Origin of the sequence: Bosea sp. 29B (genome assembly GCF_902506165.1) — a bacterium.
GTDB lineage: Bacteria > Pseudomonadota > Alphaproteobacteria > Rhizobiales > Beijerinckiaceae > Allobosea.
The window spans coordinates 3,598,585-3,614,665 of the sequence record NZ_LR733817.1; the positions used below are offsets into that span (position 1 = coordinate 3,598,585).

Genomic DNA, 16,081 nt, shown 5'->3' on the forward strand with positions numbered 1-16,081 from the left:
GTTCTTTCAAGAATGTCGGGTTCAGCGAGCCGCTTCGGCGACTTTGCTGGTGGCGTCGGCAGCATTGGCGAACTTCTGCTTCGCTTCCGCGAGCCAGGCCGTGTAGCGCTCCTGGCTGACGACGCGGATGGCGATCGGCATGAAGGCGTGGTTCTGGCCGCAGATGAACGAGCACTGGCCGTAGAAAATGCCTTCGCGATCGGCCTTGAACCAGGTTTCGTTCAGGCGGCCGGGGATGGCGTCGATCTTCACACCGAAGGCAGGCAGCGCGAACTTGTGGATGACGTCGGCGCCGGTGACCTGCACGCGCACGATCTTGCCGACCGGCACGACCGCTTCGTTGTCGACGGCGAGCAGGCGCGGCGCCTCGGCCTCGGCGATCTTCTTCGACGAGATTGCCTCGGCGCGCTGCTTCTCGTCGAGCATCAGCGAATCGAAGCCGAAGCTGCCGCCGTCCTGCGGGTACTCATAGGACCAGTACCACTGCTTGCCGGTGACCTTCACGGTCATGTCGGCCTGCGGGATCTCCAGCTGCAGCTTGAGCAGGCGGAACGAGGGAATGGCGATCACGACCAGGATCAGGACCGGGACGATCGTCCAGGCGACCTCGAGCAGAGCGTGGTGCGTCGTCTTCGAGGCGACCGGGTTGCGCTTCTCGTTGAAGCGCCAGGCCACGTAGATCAGCAAGCCCAGCACGAAGAGCGTGATGATGAAGATGAGGACGTTCACCCAGTCATGGAACCAGTGGATGAACGTCATCACCTCGGAATTGGCCGGCTGGAGATTCAGCTCCCAAGGCTGCGGCATGCCGTTCTGGGCCGATGCGACGGCCGGCGAAAACGCTACCAGGGCAGCAGCAAGGGCCGCCAGCGCGTTCCTGAGAGGAGTGGTCACAAATCGCATCGGTCCGACATAGCTCCTTTGATGCCGCGCGATCCGCCTTCGTCAGCTTAAGACAGGCGCGCGCCGGGGCGGCCACGTCTGACCGGCCCGGTTCTTCGGCATTGCGATAAATCAAAGATCACGCTTGCGCCAGTGGGGCAATGACAGGCTGTGACGCAGCCCGTGCGGCATAAGTACGCGACGAGCGCATGGGCGCCGGGCGGTCGATCTGCGCTGTTTGCAGGGAGTCTGCCGCGCGGACGCACGTGATCCTTCGCCTTGACAGGAATCGGGACGCATGGTCGGAACGCATTCTCGCGTGGCGGGGGCGCCGTTTCGGTGTGGGTGTGCGCACATTCCCACACCTGTAAGGAGAGGATGACAGGGATGCGCTCATTGATCGGTCCCGTGGCCGCGGCGCTTGCCGTCATCGGCTGCGGCTGGCTCTCGGCTACGCCGGCCCATGCGCAAGGCGCGGTACGTTCCACGCATGGCGATTGGCAGATGCGCTGCGAGACGCCGCCCGGCGCCAAGGCCGAGCAATGCGCGCTCGTTCAGAACGTCGCCGCCGAGGACCGCCCGAATCTGACGCTGCTCGTCATCGTGCTGAAGACGGCCGACCAGAAGAGCCGTCTGCTGCGCGTCGTCGCCCCGCTCGGCGTGCTGCTCCCCTCCGGCCTCGGTCTCAAGATCGACGACAAGGATATCGGCCGCGCGGGCTTCGTGCGCTGCCTGACCACCGGCTGCGTTGCCGAGGTGGTGATGGACGATACGCTGCTCGGCCAGCTCAAGACTGGTAAGAGCGCCACATTCATCGTGTTTCAGACGCCGGAGGAAGGGGTCGGAATCCCGGTTTCGCTCAACGGATTCGGCCCTGGTGTGGAGGCTTTGCCGTGATTGATCGCTTTGCTGGCCGCTTCGGTCGGTTCGCTTTGCCTGCCGCTCTGGCGCTCACGCTCGCCGGCTGCGGTTCCTCCGGCTCGTCGGGCTCCGGCGAGCCGAGTTCCGCGCAGAAGCTCGGCAATATCCTGATGTTCCAGTCGACCACGCCGCCGCCGGTCAATCAGCTGCCGCAGGACGACGAGGTGAATTTCATCTGCCCGCAGGTCATCATCTCCGATGGTGGCGCGGCGATCCGCGCCCAGTCGGGCCAGGACAGCGGCAGCCTGCGCAGCCAGGTCTCGATCAATACCGTCGCGCGCGAATGCACGCCCATCGGCAAGGATGGCGCCTTCACTCTCAAGGTCGGCGTCGAAGGGCGTATCCTGATCGGACCCGCCGGCAGCCCCGGCAGCTATGGCGCGACGCTGTACACGCAGGTGATGCGCAACAACCAGGTGATCGCGCGCCGCAGTGCCCGCGTCGGCGGCGCCATCCCCAGTGGCCAGACCGGTGCCGATTTCTCGCATGTCGAGAGCAACATCTCGGTTCCCGCAGGGTCCGGCGAGGTCGAGATCATCGTCGGCCTGAATCCGGGCGGCGGAGGCGAGCCGGCGCGGCGCCGGCGCAGGTAGGCGGCACGCTGCCGAAAATTCACGCGGGCGGGCCAATTGACTCGGCCCCTCGCTCGTCTATTGCTGGCTCAGCCGCATCATCCCCGCGGGAGAGACCGGGACCGGACTCGTCCGGACCCGGCGCCGAAGGCGCAACCGCCCCGGAAACGCTCAGGCAAACGGACCGCGTGGGAATTGGCGCTCTGGAAAGTGGCGGGCCTTTGAGGCTCGCCCACCGACGGGGGTAACTCGCCCAAGGCTTTAAGCCTGGCGGGGAAATCTCTCAGGTCCCGAGACAGAGGGGGCGCGCTCCGGACGAATCCGTCCGGGGCTCGCGCTCGACTCTGGAAGGGATGCCATGGCTGCCGAAGCCGAGACTGCAAGCACCGAGCCGCTGCTCAAGACGCCGCTGCACGCCCGCAATGTCACGCTGGGCGCACGCATGGTGCCGTTCGCCGGCTACGACATGCCGGTGCAGTATCCTGCCGGGATCATGGCCGAGCACAACTGGACGCGCGAGAACGCCGGCCTGTTCGATGTCTCGCATATGGGCCAGGCCTTCCTCGTCGGTCCCGACCACGAGACCACGGCCCGTGCGCTCGAAGCGCTGATTCCGGCCGACATCGTCAACCTGCCGCCGGGCAAGCAGCGCTATTCGCAGCTGCTGAACGAGGAGGGCGGCATCCTCGACGATCTGATGGTGACGCGCTCGGCCGATCCGGACGAGGACGGCGCGCTGCTGCTCGTCGTCAACGCCGCCTGCAAGACTGAAGACTACGCCCATATCGAGGCGCGTCTGCCGGCCAATGTGAAGCTGGTCAAGGCCGAGCATCGTGGCCTGATCGCCCTGCAGGGGCCGAAGGCGGAGGAAGCGCTGGCGGCGCTCAATCCCGAGGCTGCCGAGATGGGCTTCATGACCTTGCGCACGATGAAGCTCGGCGGCGTCAAGGCCAATGTCAGCCGCTCCGGCTATACCGGCGAGGACGGCTTTGAGATCTCCGCCGCGGCCGATCGCATCGGCGAGATCTGGGATGCGCTCCTGCTCGACGCGCGCGTCAAGCCGATCGGCCTCGGCGCTCGCGATTCGCTGCGGCTGGAAGCCGGTTTGTGCCTTTATGGCCATGACATCGACACGACGACCTCTCCCGTCGAGGCGGCGCTCAACTGGTCGATCCAGAAGCGCCGGCGCGAGGAGGGCGGTTTCCCGGGGGCGGCCCGCATCCAGCGCGAATTCGCCGAGGGCGTCTCGCGCGTCCGCGTCGGCCTGCTGCCGGAAGGCCGGGCTCCGGCCCGCGAGGGCGCGGATATCGCGACCGCTGACGGCACCATCGTCGGCAAGGTCACCTCGGGCGGCTTCGGCCCGACCCTGAACGGCCCTTGCGCCATGGGCTATGTCGCCAAGGAGCATTCCGCTCCCGGCACCAGGCTCGATCTTATCGTGCGCGGCAAGCCGCTGCCGGCGACCATCGCCGCAATGCCTTTCGTCCCCAACCGCTACAAGCGCTGAACCCACCTGTTTCGTCGGAGGAAACCATGGCCGAGACCCGTTACACCAAGGACCACGAATACATCCGCATCGAGGGTGACACCGGCACCGTCGGCATCACCGACTACGCCCAGGGCCAGCTCGGCGACGTCGTCTTCGTCGAGCTGCCGACCGTCGGCAAGGCACTCGCCAAGGGCGGCGAAGCTGCTGTCGTCGAAAGCGTCAAGGCGGCCTCCGAGGTCTATGCCCCGGTCTCCGGCGAGGTCGTCGCCGTCAACAGCGAGCTCGAGGCTGCGCCCGGCACGGTCAACGAGGACCCGGCCGGCAAGGGCTGGTTCGTCAAGCTGAAGCTGACGAACACAGGCGAGCTCGACGGCCTGCTGAGCGAGGCCGAGTACCAGGACTACGTCAAGACGCTCTGACCCTCATCGAGTCGTCCCGGACAAGCCGCGTAGCGGCGCTGATCCGGGACTCATGCCTGAACGGTTCCGGCATGGGTCCCGGGTCTCCCTCCGGTCGCCCGGGACGACCACGCAGCTTTTGAACGGTCCCAGGCCGTATCGAAGAACGGAACCTCCATGCGCTATCTTCCCCTGACCGAGACCGACCGCGAGGACATGCTCGCGCGCATCGGCGTACCCGACGTCGACGCGCTCTTCTCCGACGTGCCGAACGGCAAGCTTCTGAAAGAGCCGCTCGACCTGCCCCGAACCAAGGGTGAGCTCGAGGTCGAGCGTATCCTCGGCAAGATGTCGGCCAGGAACATCGCGGCCGGTTCGGTGCCGTTCTTCGTCGGGGCAGGGGCCTACAAGCACCATGTTCCCGCGACGGTCGATCACCTGATCCAGCGCTCGGAGTTCCTGACCAGCTACACGCCCTACCAGCCGGAGATCGCCCAGGGCACGCTGCAATACCTGTTCGAATTCCAGACGCAGGTCGCGGCGCTGACCGGCATGGAGGTCGCCAACGCCTCGATGTATGACGGTTCGACCGGCACCGCCGAGGCGGTGCTGATGGCGCACCGCGTCACCAGGCGGCGCAAGGCAGTGCTCTCCGGCGGCCTGCACCCGCATTATACCCAGGTCGTCGAGACCCTGTCGGAAATGGCGAATGACGAGGTCGTGGCGTTGAAGCCCGACGTCCGCGCCACCGAGGACATCCTCGCTGCGATCGACGATAGCGTCTCCTGCGTCGTCGTGCAGTCGCCCGACGTCTTCGGCAATCTGCGTGATCTCAAGCCTATTGCCGACAAGGCACATGCCCATGGCGCGCTGCTGATCGCGGTCTTCACCGAGGTCGTCTCGCTCGGTGCGGTCGTCCCGCCCGGCGCCCAGGATGCCGACATCGTCGTTGGCGAGGGCCAGTCGATCGGCAATGCCCTGAATTTCGGCGGCCCCTATGTCGGCCTTTTCGCCGCCAAGTCGAAATATATCCGCCAGATGCCGGGCCGGCTCTGCGGCGAGACCGTCGACGCCGACGGTCGCCGCGGCTTCGTCCTGACGCTCTCGACCCGCGAGCAGCACATCCGCAGGGACAAGGCGACCTCGAACATCTGCACCAATTCGGGCCTCTGCGTGCTGGCCTTCACCATCCACATGACGCTGCTCGGCCAGGCCGGCCTGACCCGGCTCGCCGAGGTCAACCATGCCAATGCGGTGAAGCTCGCCGACGCGCTGTCCGGCGTGAAGGGGGGCGAGGTGCTGAACGAGAGCTTCTTCAACGAATTCACCGTGAAGCTCGCCAAGCCGGCGGCCGAGGTGGCCGAGGCGCTCGCGGCCAGGGGCATCCTCGCCGGCGTGCCGGTCTCGCGCCTGCTCCCGGGCGCCGGGCTCGACGATCTCCTGATCGTCGCCAATACCGAAGTGAACACGGATGACGATCGGGCGGCCTTCGTGGCGGCGCTCGCGGAGGTGCTGTGATGCTGAACCGTCAGGGACGTCCTAGCCAGGCTGGCGAAGCTTCTGCCGAGGTCCATGAGACCTTCACCGGAAACCGCGCGCTCCAGCAGATCGAGCCGCTGATCTTCGAGATCGGCCACCACGAATCGACCGGCGTCGACATCGACAAGCCGGCGCCGTTCAAGAGCCGCCTCGGCAAGCATGCCCGCCAAGGCGAGATCGGCCTGCCCGGCCTCTCCGAGCCGGAGGCGATGCGCCATTATGTGCGCCTCAGCCAGAAGAATTACGGCATCGACACCGGGCTCTTCCCGCTCGGCTCCTGCACGATGAAGCACAATGCCCGCCTCAACGAGAAGGTGGCGCGGCTGCCCGGCTTCTCCGACGTGCATCCGCTGCAGCCGGTCTCGACCGTGCCGGGCGCGCTCGACGTCATGCTCGAACTTGCCCGCTATCTGATGACGCTGACCGGCATGCCGGCGGTGGCGCTCTCGCCCAAGGCCGGGGCCCATGGCGAAGCCTGCGGCATGATGGCGATCAAGGCCGCGATCGCCGCCAAGGGCGAGGGCGCGACCCGCACTGTCGTGCTCGTCCCTGAATCGGCTCACGGTACCAACCCGGCGACCGCCGCGCTGATCGGCTTCTCGGTGAAGGCGGTTCCGGCGCGTCCGGACGGCACCGTCGCGGTCGAGGACGTCAAGGCGCTGCTTGGCCCCGACGTCGCCGCGATCATGCTGACCAACCCGAACACCTGCGGCATCTTCGAACCGCAGATCGTCGAGATCGCCGCGGCGATGCATGAGGCCGGCGCCTATTTCTACTGCGATGGCGCCAACTTCAACGCGATCGTCGGCAAGGCGCGCCCGGGCGATCTCGGCGTCGACGCGATGCACATCAACCTGCACAAGACCTTCTCGACCCCGCATGGCGGCGGCGGCCCGGGTGCCGGCCCGGTCGTGCTGTCGGAGCGGTTGGCGCCCTACGCGCCGGTGCCGTTCATCCATGTCGAGGGCGGCAAGTCGCGTCTCGTCGAGCACAAGGGCGATGCGCCTGATGGTAACGACCCGTTCGGTCGCATGACCGCCTTCCATGGCCAGATGGGCATGTATGTCCGTGCGCTCGCCTATATGCTCAGCCACGGCGCCGACGGCATGAAGCAGGCCTCGGAAGACGCGGTGCTGAACGCCAACTACATCCGCGCCGGTCTCGCCGACCTGATGTCGCTGCCCTTCCCGGATCACCCCTCGATGCACGAGGCGCTGTTCGACGACGAGTGGCTGAAGGGCACCGGCGTCACCACGCTCGACTTCGCCAAGGCGATGATCGACGAGGGCTACCACCCGATGACGGTGTATTTCCCGCTCGTCGTCCACGGCGCCATGCTGATCGAGCCGACCGAGTCCGAATCGAAGGCCTCGCTCGACCTGTTCATCGCGACGCTGCGCGACCTCGCCATCGCCGCCAAGGGCAATGACAAGAGCCGCTTCACCGCAGCTCCGCACCATGCCCCGATGCGCCGCCTCGACGAGACGAGGGCCGCGCGCCAGCCGGTGCTGAAATGGGAAAAGCCCGCGCCGGTGAAGGAAGCGGCGGAGTAAAGGGCCTCAGGGCTGCTCGATCCAGGGATCGAGCAGCCGCAGGCCGAGGCGATCGAAGTCCCGGATGTTGCGCGTGACGAGCGTCAGGTCGCGCATCCGGCTCGTCGCCGCAATCAGCCCGTCCATGGGCTCGAGATTCGCACCGTTTCGGCGCGACCACGCCATGAGGTCGCCCCAGGCCAATGCGATGTCGTGAGCGATCTCGATGATGCGACCGTCGAAGCGCTGCGGGAGGTCGGCGCCGAGCCACGTTTCCAGCGCGTCGCGCCGCTTCCCGGTTGGCAACAACGCGATGCCGAAGCGTATCTCCGCCAGGGTGATCACGCTGATGAAGAATTCGTTCTGGGGCTTCTCCAGAATGAACTGAGCTACATTCGGAGAGAGGTCCCGCTTCGCGAGCTCGGACACCACGTTGGTATCGAGCAAGAAGCTCAAAGGTCTACCTTCCGAAAACCGCCTTTGAAGCGTTCAATCTCGATCCCACTGTCATAGAGCGGCGAGTTCTGGAAGAACTCGACGAGCGTGCCCTTCGGCGCCGTCTTCTTTTCCCACTCCTCGACCGACACCAGCACCGCCGCCGGCTTGCCGTTGCGCGTCACCGTCTGTGGTCCCTCGGATTTCGCCTTGTCGATCAGTTCCGAGAAGCGCGCCTTGGCGTTGGCGACGGTCCATGTTTCCTTAGGGATCGCGGTCATGGAGGCCTCCGCAAAAAAGTGACTATCATGACCATATAAGTCAGAGCATGGCTTCGGCAAGGCTGCTGCTGCCCTTTCGTCACCTGAGCCGGCTGCCTTAAGTCTTCCTTGACCATATGCGAGGGAAGCTTCCGACGGCGTGTATCCTCGCGCCTTGGAAGCTCGCCCATGTATCGCGTTCGTCTTCGCCATATGCTCGCTGCCGCAGTCTCCTTCGCGGCGATGCTCTCGGCCTCCCGCGCCGAGGAACCGGGCTATGGTCCCAAGACCTATGACCGCACGCTCGAGGCGCTGATCACGCATGAGGATATCGCCGGCCGCGGCGGCTGGCCCAGGATTCCCAATTCGGCGAGCGCGCTGAAGCCCGATTCGCAGGGGCCGGATGTCGCGCTGTTAAAGCAGCGCCTGATGCTGAGCGGCGACCTGCCGCCGGATGCGTTGCCGGGCGACGTCTATGACGCAGCCGTCGTCGCCGCGATGAAGCGCTTCCAGCGCCGCCATGGCCTCTCGGATCTCGGTACCGTCGGCCGCCTCACCCTGAAGGCGCTGAACGTGCCGGTGGAAGTGCGCCTCAACCAGCTCACGGCGACGCTGGAGCGGCTCAAGGGCAACGGCTTCAGCTTCACCGGTCGCTACGTCGTGGTGAACATCCCCGGCGCCAGCGCCGAGGCCGTGGAGGGTGGTGTCGTCCAGCGCCGCCACCTTGCCATCGTCGGCCGGCCCGACCGGCCCTCGCCGGTGCTCCAGGCCAGCATCACCTCGGTCAACCTCAATCCGTACTGGACGGTGCCGATGTCGATCGTGAAGGCCGACATCATCCCGCATATGCGCAAGGATCCCGGCTTCATCGCCAAGTCCAACATGAAGCTGCTCGGCGCCGAGAACCGTGAGATCGACCCGGTGAGCGTCAACTGGGCGAGCCTGAGCAACCCCTATTTCTATGTCCGGCAGGAGCCGGGGCCGACCAATTCGCTCGGCCAGCTCAAGATCGACATGCCGAACAGCGAGGCGGTCTACATGCATGACACGCCGAAGAAGTCGCTGTTCCGCAACGATGTCCGCTTCAATTCCTCCGGCTGCGCCCGCATCGAGGGGGTGCGTGATCTGGCGGCCTGGCTGCTCGAAGGCACCGAGTGGAACCAGCCGGCGATCGAGGCCGAGATCGCCAAGGGCGAGCGCAAGAACATCACGCTGAAGAAGGCCGTGCCGGTCGCCTGGGTCTACATGACCGGCTGGCAGGACGCCGAGGGGCTGGTGCAGTTCCGTGACGACATCTATGGGCTCGACACGCCGCAGGGCATCGTCACCTCGACGATCCAGCCGCGCCGGCCCAAGCCGAAGCCTGCTGCCGTGCCGACGGCGGCTCCGGCGACGGCGAAGCTGCCTCAGCCCGTCGTCCGGCCGGCTGCGCCGAAGGCTGCCGCGGCTCCCGTCGTCGCGCCGCGTCCGGCGCCTCCGACGGCCGTCGCCATCCAGTAAGGTCGCGCGCAGCATTTCTCGTTCCGGGAGATCAAATGAAAACGCCGCGGTCCGAAGGCCGCGGCGTTTTCGTTTCTCGTGATGACGCTGTCGGCTCAGTTGAGCTTGGCGCGGACATCCTTGAGACCGGCAGCGATCAGGTCGGCACCGGCCTTGCCGGCGACCTGGCCACGCAGGATGACCTCGGCGGCGCGCGTCGCAGCCTCGGCTGCAGCCGCGCGGACCTCGGCGGTGGCCTGTGTCTCGGCCTGCGCGATCTTGTCCTGCGCCGACTTGGTCCGGCGCGTAACGAACTCCGCCAGCTTCTCCTCGGCGTCCTTGGCGAGGCGCTGGGCCTCGTCCTTGGCGTTGGCGATGATCGCCTCGGCCTCGGCCTCGGCGGCCTTGCGCTTGCCTTCGAACTCGGCGAGCAGCAGCTCGGCCTCGTGGCGCAAGCGGCGGGCCTCAGCGAGCTCACGGGCGACGAGCTCACCGCGAGCGTCGAGCGCGCCGGTGAGGCTCTTGAGAGCACCCATCTTCACCGCCATGGCGAGGAAGATGACGGTCGAGACGAGGACCCAGAAGGTCGGATTGCTCAACATGGTGCTCAGCCTCCCAGCGCGGTCTTGACCGCCTTGGCGGCGTCGGCCGGGGCCGGAGCCGTGCCGGTCAGGTGGCTGACGATGGCGCCGGCCGCGTCGGCGGCGATCGCATCGACATGGCTCATCGCCTCGATCTTGGTGGCGACGATCTTGGCCTCGGCATCGGCGAGCTTGGCGGCGAGGTCGGCCTCGACGCCCTTGCGCCGCGTGGCGCTGTCGGCGTTGACCTTCTCGCGCGTCTCCTGCGCGATCGCCTGCGACTTGGCGCGGGCTTCGGCAAGGGACTTCTCATAGGCCTGGCCGGCCTCTTCAGCCTTGGCTTTCATCGCGGCCGCCTCGTCGAGATCGTTGCCGATCTTGTTGGCGCGGTCCTCGAGGATGCCGCCGAGACGCGGCACGATGACCTTGGCGGCGAGCCAGTAGAGGAAGCCGAAGGTAATCGCCAGCCAGAGCAGCTGCGAGGCGAAGGTTTCGCCCTGGAAAGGCGGGAAGCCGCCGCCATGGGCGGGAGCCGCGCCGCCATGGGCGGTCGTTCCGGTGGTCGTGGCTGGCGCTGCCATCACTGAACCTCATCCGGCCGCACGAGCCCGGACGGTTCGCACGGCGATATGGGAAGGGAGGCGGGAGCCTGCCGCGTGACGCCCTATGAGGGCCGTCGCCTGCGGCAGGCTCGGGTAGTGTTCGCGATCAGACCGCGAAGAGCAGCAGCAGCGCGATCAGCAGCGAGAAGATGCCGAGCGCTTCGGTCAGCGCGAAGCCGAGCAGCAGGGTGCCGCGCTGGCCATCGGCCGCCGACGGGTTGCGCAGGGCGCCCGAGAGGAACTGGCCGAAGAGGTTGCCGAGGCCGATGCCCGCGCCGGCCATGCCGAGGCAAGCGAGACCAGCGCCGATGTACTTGGCTGCGACGGGATCCATGGAAATGCTCCTTAGGGGGATAGTTGTGACAGTTGAGGGGTGAACTTTAAGATCAGGGCCGCTCAGTGGCCCGGATGCAGGGCGTCGTGCAGGTAGATGCAGGTCAGCACGGCGAAGACATAGGCCTGCAGTCCGGCGACCAGGAATTCCAGCGCGATCAGCGCGACGGTCAGCACGAGCGGCAGCGGCGAGAGGATGGCCCAGCCGCCGGCGAAGAGCAGCGTCGCCACGAAGCCGGCGAAGATCTTCAGCGCGATGTGGCCGGCCAGCATGTTGGCGAAGAGGCGGACCGACAGGCTGATCGGGCGCGAGACGAAGGAGATCACCTCGATCGGCACCAGGATGATTAGCATCAGCGGATGCACGCCCTTGGGCACGAACAGGCCGAAGAAATGGGCGCCGTGCTTGGCGATGCCGTAGATGATGACGGTGAAGATCACGAGCGCGGCGAGCGCGGCGGTGACGACCAGATGGCTGGTCACGGTGAACGAGCCCGGGATCATGCCGAGCATGTTGCAGACCAGCACGAACATGAAGAGCGAGAACACCAGCGGCATGAACTTCATGCCGTCATGGCCGGCCGAGTCTTTCACTGTGTTGGCTACGAACTCGTAGCCCATCTCCGCCAGCGATTGCAGCCGGCCCGGAACCAGCGAGCGGTTGCGCGTGCCATAGACGAACAGCAGCACGATGATGGCGACGGCGGCGACCATGAACAGGGCGGAATTGGTGAAAGCGATTTCGCTTCCGCCGATCTTGCCAAGAGACACGATCGGTTTGATCTCGAATTGTTCGATCGGACCAGCCATCTGTCGCCCTTGTTCCTGCCATAAGACGGCCCCTTTCGGGACCGAGCCTCAGTTCTGCGCGCTCGACTTATCGTCAGTGCGCGATTTCATCAAGCCCGCTGCGCGCACGACGTTCATCACGCCAGCGCCGAAACCGAGCATCAGCAGGACGATCATCCCGAAGGGCGCCGTCCCCAGCCATTTATCGACGGCCCAGCCGAGCCCGCCGCCGACGATGATGCCGGCAACGAATTCCGTGGAAAGCCGCATCGCCTGCCCGATTCCGCTGGAATCGGCGGATGTGCTCTCGCGCCGGATTTCGGCTTCCGTCTGGTTGGTCGCACGCTTCAGGCCCACATCGAGGGATTTGAGCCGGCTTTCCAGGCTCGCATCCTTGTCTGCAGGCCGCCCCGGGCCCGAACTCTTTCCGTCCTGGCCCGTCATTGCCGCTCGACCGCCGTCATGACACGACCCCTCCGTGCTCGGTCCCCTGGAGAACCGGACAATACCGGAATTGTCGCTGATTTGCGCTGCCTGATCAGCCGATCCGGAACCGGATCGTCGTGGCGTGCGCTCATCGGATTGCCGATCGTTCCGTGCGATGAAAAAAGCCCCGCCACCCGGAAAAATCGGGCGCACCATATTGACGGGGTCATATGGTGTCAAGCTGAGTGAGAAGCCATTAATGCCTTGAAAAATAAAATGATTTTAGACTGACGCAGAGGGTTGGGGACGATTCTTGTGCGCCGCGGCAATAATGTCAGACCGCCTCGCGGATGCGCTCGGCCGTGGCGAGGTCGACCGAGACCATCTGGCTGACCCCGCGCTCGGCCATGGTGACGCCGAACAGCCGGTCCATGCGGGCCATGGTGATCGGGTTGTGGGTGATCAGGATGAAGCGCGTCGCGGTGTTGCGCGCCATCTCCTCGAGCAGGTCGCAATAGCGCTCGACATTGGCGTCATCGAGCGGGGCGTCGACCTCGTCGAGCACGCAGATCGGCGAGGGGTTGGTCAGGAACACCGCGAAGATCAGCGCGGTCGCGGTCAGCGCCTGCTCGCCGCCGGAGAGCAGCGTCATCACCTGCGGCTTTTTGCCCGGGGGGCGCGCGATGATCTCGAGCCCGGCTTCGAGCGGATCTTCCGAATCGACCAGCGTGAGATCGGCGGTGCCGCCGCCGAACAGGACCCCGAACAGGTGCTGGAAATGGCCGTTGACGATCTCGAATGCGGCAAGAAGCCGCTCCCTTCCTTCGCGGTTGAGTGCCCCGATCGCCTGGCGCAGGCGCCGGATCGCCTCGGTCAGGTCGTCGCGCTCGGTCGCAAGGCCGCTGCGCTTGCCCTGGACTTCGCTCAGTTCGTCGTCGGCGCGCAGGTTGACCGCCCCCAGCCGCTCGCGCTCGGCCTTGAGCCCGCCCAGCCGGCGCTCGACATCCTCTGCATCCGGCGGCGTGTCGCCGATCTTCAGCCCGGCGAGCTGATGCAGGTTTGCGACTTCGGTCTCCAGCCCGTCGACGATCTGGCGCACCACGTCCGCGAGGCGCTGGCGCGCTGCCTCCAGCCTGGCCTCGGCGCTCGCCCGAGCCTCGCGGGTAGCCGACAACGCTTCCAGCGCCGTGCGAGCCTGCCGGTCAGCCTCCGCCTGCGCGACCTCGCCAGCGGCGAGCTTGTCGGCGGCGGCGCGGCGAGCCCCCTCCGCAGTCTCGATCTCGGCGAGGAGCCGGCGGCGCTCGACCAGGAAAGTGTCGGGTGCTTCCAGCAGCGCCTTGTGCTCGGCCGCCGTCGTCGCGATTCGCCGGCGTGTATCGGCGGCGCTCTGCTCACTGGTGGCAGCGCGCTCGCGCCAGGCGCGCAGATCTCCTGCGATCGCTTCGCGCCGGCGGCTGCGCAGTTCGGCCTCGCGCCCCTGGGTCTGCACCCGCGCCCGCGCTTCGGAGGCTGCAGCGCGCCGCTCGCCCAGTTCGGCCCGGGCGGCGAGCAGGGCGCTTTCCAGTTCGGGCGCCGGGGCGAGGCCCCCCAGATCCTGATTCGTGGCCTCGGTTTGCGCCTGCGCATCGGCGATGTTCTGGCCGAGCCTGCCGATCGCCTCGGTCAGGGCCGAGCGGCGCGCCGCCGTCTCGCCGGCTTTGCGCTCGGCCTGGGCCAGCCGCTCGCGAGCCTGATCGAGGCTGCGTCTGGCCTCGCGGATCGCCTCCAGCGCCTTCGTCTCGGACTGCGCGGCAGCTTTGGTGCGCTCGCTCGCCTGGTCGAGGCCATCACGCGCCGCTTCGGACGCTTCGCGCGCTGCCTGCGCCTCGCGTTCGAGATCGCCGAGGCGGTTCTTCTCGGCGAGCCGGCGGGCGGCAGGCGAGGGCGCTTCGGCGGCGCTGGTGAAGCCGTCCCAGCGCCAGATGTCGCCCTCTTGCGAGACCAGCCGTTGGCCCGGCAGCAGCTTAGGCCGCAATCCAGCGCCATCCGACCGGGCGATGACGCCTACCTGGCGCAGGCGCCGCGCGAGCGCTGCCGGCCCGCGGACATGTCTGGCGAGCGGCTCGACGCCATCGGGAAGCGCAGGGTCGCTTTCGCCACTGCCAGTGTCGGACCAATGCGCCGGCGCAGCCGGATCGGCCGAGGCGTCGAGGTCGTCACCAAGCGCTGCGCCCAACGCGGTCTCGTAGCCCTTGGCCGCCGCGATCGAATCGAGGATCGCCGGCCAGCGCCCGCCGGCCGCCGGAGCGAGCAGCTTCTGCAAGGTGCGGACTTCGGTTTCGAGGCGCTGCGCCTTGCGATCGGCCTCCGCGACCGGCCCGCGTAGCCGCGCTTCCTCCTCGCGGACAGTGGCGAGGGCGCTGCGCGCGACGCCCGCGGCGGCATCCGCGCTTTGCATCGTGGTATCCGCGGTCGCGACCATCGCGCGTAATCCGTCGAGCGAGGCGGCGGTACCGTCGGCATCGAGCGCTGCCTGGTCGCGCTGCAGCCGTTCGCGCTCGCTGGCATGGCGAGCCTCGCGCTCATTGGCCTCGCGTAGGGCCCGTTCGAGCGCACCACGCCGGGCGGCGAGCTCGGAGAGGCGCGCCTGCACGGCGGCGTGCTCTGCTTCCGCCGCTGCCAATGTTTTTTCCGCCTCGGCGAGTTCGGCCGCCGCAGCCTTGCTGCCACCGGCCGCAGCCTCGCCCTCCAGCCGCAGGCTCTCATCCTCAGCCGTCAGGCGCGACAGGCTGTTGCTCGCGTCCTTGCCGAGGCTGTCCTGCCGGGCGAGATCGCTCTGCAATTCGGCGAGCCGCTTGGCCAGTTCTTCTGTGCGCTGTTTGGCGCGCCGATTCTCGGCCTCGATCTCGTCGAGACCGCGTTTCAAGCGCACGAGGGCGGCTGCCGCAGCGGCCTCGCCTTCGCGCAGCGTCGGCAGCACATGCGCTGCGATCGCCTGCAACCGGGCCGCTTCCGCCTGCACGCCCGTCTTGTCGGCGACCTCGCGCACGGCCGCTTCGAGGGCGCGTTCGGCTGCCGCTTCCTGCGTGCGCGCCTCGTGATGGGCGATCAGCGCCAGCACGGCCTCGGCCTTGCGGATGTCGCTGGCGAGGTTGCGATAGCGCGTCGCCTGGCGCGCCTGGCGCTGCAAGGCTTCGACCTGGCCGTCGATCTCGGCGAGCACGTCTTCCAGCCGGTTGAGATTGTCCTCGGCGCCCTTGAGGCGCAGCTCCGCCTCGTGCCGGCGGCTGTGCAGTCCGGCGATGCCTGCGGCATCCTCCAGGATGCGCCGGCGCGATTGCGGCTTGGCCGAGATGATCTCGCTGATCTGGCCCTGTCGCACCAATGCCGGCGAACGGGCGCCGGTCGCGGCGTCGGCGAAGAGGAGCTGCACGTCGCGGGCGCGCACCTCCTTGCCGTTGATGCGGTAGGTCGAGCCTTCCTCGCGCTCGATCCGGCGCGTGATCTCGAGCACCTCAGCCTCATTGAAGGCGGCGGGCGCCTTGCGGTCGCTGTTGTCGAGGGTAAGCGCGACCTCGGCCATGTTGCGGGCCGGGCGCTCGGACGAGCCGCCGAAGATGACGTCGTCCATGCCAGAGCCGCGCATGTTCTTGAACGAGCTTTCGCCCATCACCCAGCGCAGGGCTTCGACGAGATTGGACTTGCCGCAGCCATTGGGGCCGACGATGCCGGTCAGCCCCGGTTCGATCTGGAATTCGGCCGGTTCGACGAAGGTCTTGAAGCCGGCGAGCTTGAGGCGCGTCAGCTGCATCGACGCCTCGCTTCTTCTCCCCTCGGGGGAGAAGGTGTCTGCGCAGCAGACGG

Annotated in this window: 16 protein-coding genes and 1 riboswitch; of the genes, 7 read left to right on the forward strand and 9 right to left on the reverse strand. The window is 67.1% G+C overall.

Annotation, left to right across the window (positions count from 1 at the left end; all coding sequences use genetic code 11):
* Window positions 1-21: 21 nt before the first annotated feature.
* Window positions 22-807 carry a cytochrome c oxidase subunit II gene (gene coxB / locus GV161_RS17395; protein ID WP_244624298.1) on the reverse strand — a complete coding sequence of 262 codons (786 nt, stop codon included), beginning with the start codon at window positions 805-807 and terminating at the stop codon, window positions 22-24.
* 462 nt (window positions 808-1,269) lie between these two features.
* Here coxB and GV161_RS17400 point away from each other — a divergent pair, with 462 nt between their 5' ends.
* From GV161_RS17400 to gcvPB, 6 genes are all read left to right on the forward strand, one after another.
* Window positions 1,270-1,779 carry an invasion associated locus B family protein gene (locus GV161_RS17400; RefSeq protein WP_244624251.1) on the forward strand — a complete coding sequence of 170 codons (510 nt, stop codon included), beginning with the start codon at window positions 1,270-1,272 and terminating at the stop codon, window positions 1,777-1,779.
* Window positions 1,776-2,396 carry a hypothetical protein gene (locus GV161_RS17405; protein ID WP_152016887.1) on the forward strand — a complete coding sequence of 207 codons (621 nt, stop codon included), beginning with the start codon at window positions 1,776-1,778 and terminating at the stop codon, window positions 2,394-2,396. Before GV161_RS17400 ends, GV161_RS17405 begins: the two co-directional genes overlap by 4 nt.
* A 76-nt stretch (window positions 2,397-2,472) precedes the next feature.
* Window positions 2,473-2,572, forward strand: a riboswitch (glycine riboswitch).
* A gap of 161 nt (window positions 2,573-2,733) precedes the next feature.
* The gene (gene gcvT, locus GV161_RS17410) at window positions 2,734-3,882 is read left to right on the forward strand and encodes a glycine cleavage system aminomethyltransferase GcvT (RefSeq protein ID WP_152016888.1); all 1,149 of its coding nucleotides are present in this window, start codon (window positions 2,734-2,736) and stop codon (window positions 3,880-3,882) included.
* A 26-nt stretch (window positions 3,883-3,908) separates the two neighbouring features.
* Window positions 3,909-4,283: a glycine cleavage system protein GcvH gene (gene gcvH, locus GV161_RS17415; protein WP_152016889.1), complete on the forward strand. Its 375-nt coding sequence runs from the start codon at window positions 3,909-3,911 to the stop codon at window positions 4,281-4,283.
* Between the two features lie 156 nt (window positions 4,284-4,439).
* Window positions 4,440-5,780 carry an aminomethyl-transferring glycine dehydrogenase subunit GcvPA gene (gene gcvPA, locus GV161_RS17420; protein WP_152016890.1) on the forward strand — a complete coding sequence of 447 codons (1,341 nt, stop codon included), beginning with the start codon at window positions 4,440-4,442 and terminating at the stop codon, window positions 5,778-5,780.
* A complete protein-coding gene (gene gcvPB / locus GV161_RS17425) occupies window positions 5,780-7,354 on the forward strand; it encodes an aminomethyl-transferring glycine dehydrogenase subunit GcvPB (RefSeq protein WP_152016891.1) in 1,575 nt (524 codons plus the stop codon). The genes gcvPA and gcvPB overlap by 1 nt, the downstream gene beginning before the upstream one ends.
* A gap of 6 nt (window positions 7,355-7,360) precedes the next feature.
* Here gcvPB and GV161_RS17430 read toward each other — a convergent pair whose 3' ends face one another.
* Together GV161_RS17430 and GV161_RS17435 are read right to left on the reverse strand one after the other, a co-directional pair.
* A complete protein-coding gene (locus GV161_RS17430) occupies window positions 7,361-7,789 on the reverse strand; it encodes a type II toxin-antitoxin system VapC family toxin (protein WP_152016892.1) in 429 nt (142 codons plus the stop codon).
* Window positions 7,786-8,049 carry a type II toxin-antitoxin system Phd/YefM family antitoxin gene (locus GV161_RS17435; RefSeq protein ID WP_152016893.1) on the reverse strand — a complete coding sequence of 88 codons (264 nt, stop codon included), beginning with the start codon at window positions 8,047-8,049 and terminating at the stop codon, window positions 7,786-7,788. Before GV161_RS17435 ends, GV161_RS17430 begins: the two co-directional genes overlap by 4 nt.
* A gap of 168 nt (window positions 8,050-8,217) precedes the next feature.
* On the opposite strand from GV161_RS17435, the gene GV161_RS17440 reads away from it, so the two are divergent.
* A complete protein-coding gene (locus tag GV161_RS17440) occupies window positions 8,218-9,528 on the forward strand; it encodes a L,D-transpeptidase family protein (RefSeq protein ID WP_152016894.1) in 1,311 nt (436 codons plus the stop codon).
* 95 nt (window positions 9,529-9,623) lie between these two features.
* On the opposite strand, the gene GV161_RS17445 is transcribed toward GV161_RS17440, so the two are convergent.
* From GV161_RS17445 to GV161_RS17470, 6 genes are all read right to left on the reverse strand, one after another.
* Window positions 9,624-10,109 carry an ATP F0F1 synthase subunit B gene (locus tag GV161_RS17445; protein WP_152016895.1) on the reverse strand — a complete coding sequence of 162 codons (486 nt, stop codon included), beginning with the start codon at window positions 10,107-10,109 and terminating at the stop codon, window positions 9,624-9,626.
* A 5-nt stretch (window positions 10,110-10,114) separates the two neighbouring features.
* On the reverse strand, window positions 10,115-10,669 hold the full coding sequence (locus GV161_RS17450; RefSeq protein WP_152016896.1) for a F0F1 ATP synthase subunit B: 555 nt from the start codon (window positions 10,667-10,669) through the stop codon (window positions 10,115-10,117).
* A 127-nt stretch (window positions 10,670-10,796) separates the two neighbouring features.
* Window positions 10,797-11,024: a F0F1 ATP synthase subunit C gene (locus tag GV161_RS17455; RefSeq protein WP_091831801.1), complete on the reverse strand. Its 228-nt coding sequence runs from the start codon at window positions 11,022-11,024 to the stop codon at window positions 10,797-10,799.
* 62 nt (window positions 11,025-11,086) lie between these two features.
* Entirely contained in the window at window positions 11,087-11,833 is a 747-nt protein-coding gene (locus GV161_RS17460) for a F0F1 ATP synthase subunit A (RefSeq protein WP_152016897.1), read from the reverse strand.
* A gap of 48 nt (window positions 11,834-11,881) precedes the next feature.
* Window positions 11,882-12,256, reverse strand: a complete 375-nt coding sequence (locus GV161_RS17465) for an AtpZ/AtpI family protein (RefSeq protein WP_152016898.1) — start codon at window positions 12,254-12,256, stop codon at window positions 11,882-11,884.
* Between the two features lie 316 nt (window positions 12,257-12,572).
* Entirely contained in the window at window positions 12,573-16,028 is a 3,456-nt protein-coding gene (locus tag GV161_RS17470) for an AAA family ATPase (RefSeq protein WP_152016899.1), read from the reverse strand.
* Window positions 16,029-16,081: the final 53 nt, after the last annotated feature.